We start from the raw sequence: 2,126 nt of genomic DNA, 5'->3' as shown, positions 1-2,126 counted from the left end.
TGTCAACACCGATTTTAAAATGTAGGATTTCACCGGTTTAAAAATGTCGTTTTTCACCGATTTACTTTTGTGTCTTTGTGTGTTCTTGATAATCTTTCATTCGATATGATTTTCCAGTAATTTTAAAGATCTCCGAATGGTGGACCAAACGGTCCAGAATTGCATTCGCAATTGTTGGATTAGAAAAGGTTTCACCCCATTCCGATAAGGGAATATTAGTTGTAATGATCGTTGATTTCTTTTCGTAACGTCGAGCAATCAACTGGAAGAATAAATCGGATCCTAGGTCATCGATTGGTAAATATCCAATTTCATCGATAATTAGTAATTTGTACCTGCTATAATTTTTCAAAATCGCCGCTAAACGATTCTCTTGATGGGCTAATTTTAACCTTTCAATTAATTCGTGACAGTTCACAAAATAAGTACTTAAATGATTCTTACATGCTTCCATACCAAGTCCAGTTGCTAAATGAGTTTTACCAACTCCAGAAGAACCAATAAATAATATATTCTTAGCCGAAGAAATAAAATTCATTGATGCAAGATTCATAATTCTTTGTTTATCAACCGAAGGTTGAAAGTCGAAATCAAATTCATCTAGACCTTTGGCATATGGAAAGTGAGCTACATGAATTGACATTTTAGTTGACCTTTGAGTTCGATAAGCGAGTTCTTTACTGGTTAGCTGTTCAAGGATTTCCGGTAATGACAAATCATTGCCTTCCAAATAGCTAGGCAAATATTCCTTTATAGCTGTTAATTTCAGCTTAGTCAAATTATCCTCTAATTTTGTATAAATGGTCATGTACTACAGCCCTTCCTATAATTGGTCAAACATTTTCAAATTAGTTTCTACTTGTTCGGCAAGTCGCTGATCTGATAGATCATGAAATACCGATGTTTTTAAGATTGCTGTCATATCTTCTTGGTGATAATTAAACTTTTTGTTGCTAAGTAAATGCTGCCTTATTAGTTTTGTAGCACTAAAAATCAATAAATTTTTGTCAGTGACCTTGACGGTCACTTCATGACCGATATACTTTATTGGTACAGAATATTTACTTCCCAGATAGGTGATCATTGATTCTTTACTAACTTTGCGGGTTAGATCATGATCTACTAACGAACTCAGCAGTTCACGGTTAAAGGGTTGTAAGTATTCTTTTTCTTTTTGCCATAAATCCATTGGCCTTCGGTCTGTTGCTTGACTTTTTTCATCATTAAGTTGCTTTTGTAGATGTTTAATTATTTGTCCTAACTCCTCCTCATTACTAAATTCATGGTCGTAAACTTTAATCCTTTCAATCGTTCTGGCTAAGGCTTCAACTTTGCCTTTAGTTTGTGGCCGAAATGGACGACATGATTTAGGTAAAAATCCTGCAGTCTTTGCGTAATTCAGTAATTTTTCATTCCAAACTACTTTATGAAAATTACTTCTAGCATGATCTACAGCTGTTTTCATATTATCGAAGTAGATTTGATGTGGAACGCCTTCGGTGTTACTAAAAGCCTCATTTAGACATTCGAAAAGTGTATCTTGGCGTCGATCAAAAACTAACTTGAGAAATTTTCTTCTTGAATAGCCTAAAACGTACAAGAATATTGAAAAATGAATCGGCTTATTTTGACGCGTATGGAGAACCATGTCCTCTTTCCAGTCTACTTGTCCGACTTCTCCGGGAGCAGTTTCAATTCGAATGATTGGCTTTTGATTATTAGCTTTTTTCAATTGATGACAGTAATCGCGTAAAATTGAAATTCCACCTTCATAACCTAGCTCTTTAATAAAATAGAAAATTGCAGTTGCCGAACAAGTTTGGTATTTATCCTTGATAATTTCACGATATGGATCTAATTTGCTACTCCTTCTTTTACTATTTCTCCTTTTATCTGCATGATTCTGCGTTAAATAACGCTTAATAGTTCTCGGATCACAATTATATTTGCGGCCTAAGGCCGCATAATTTAGTTTGATTTTGGTCATCTTGAATAACATTAACTCCTTTTTCAACTCTGATTTCATACAATCACCTCAAATAATTGATGAAACCAGTATAAAGAAATGTAGGAAATCCGACAATTTCAAATCGGTGATTTCCTACATTTTAAAACCGTTGTTAACA

General features: G+C 34.1%; 2 protein-coding genes. Both read right to left on the bottom strand.

Features of this window, described 5'->3' with window-relative positions; translation table 11 throughout:
- Positions 1 to 61 precede the first annotated feature (61 nt).
- On the bottom strand, positions 62 to 808 hold the full coding sequence (istB, locus tag AC1DA5_RS10500) for an IS21-like element helper ATPase IstB (RefSeq protein WP_191913655.1): 747 nt from the start codon (positions 806 to 808) through the stop codon (positions 62 to 64).
- Positions 809 to 823: 15 nt separating this feature from the next.
- Positions 824 to 2,026: an IS21 family transposase gene (gene istA / locus AC1DA5_RS10495; protein ID WP_326515971.1), complete on the bottom strand. Its 1,203-nt coding sequence runs from the start codon at positions 2,024 to 2,026 to the stop codon at positions 824 to 826.
- Positions 2,027 to 2,126 lie beyond the last annotated feature (100 nt).

The sequence above is a fragment of the Pauljensenia sp. C0254C2 genome (assembly GCF_056583835.1).
The sequence above is the reverse complement of the archived record's forward strand: the minus strand, read 5'-3'. Positions and strand labels throughout refer to the sequence as shown.

Excerpts from the sequence above, each read along its gene's own strand:
- istB (WP_191913655.1), bottom strand. The coding sequence starts at position 808 with ATGACCATTTATACAAAATTAGAGGATAATTTGACTAAGCTGAAATTA.
- istA (WP_326515971.1), bottom strand. The coding sequence starts at position 2,026 with ATGAAATCAGAGTTGAAAAAGGAGTTAATGTTATTCAAGATGACCAAA.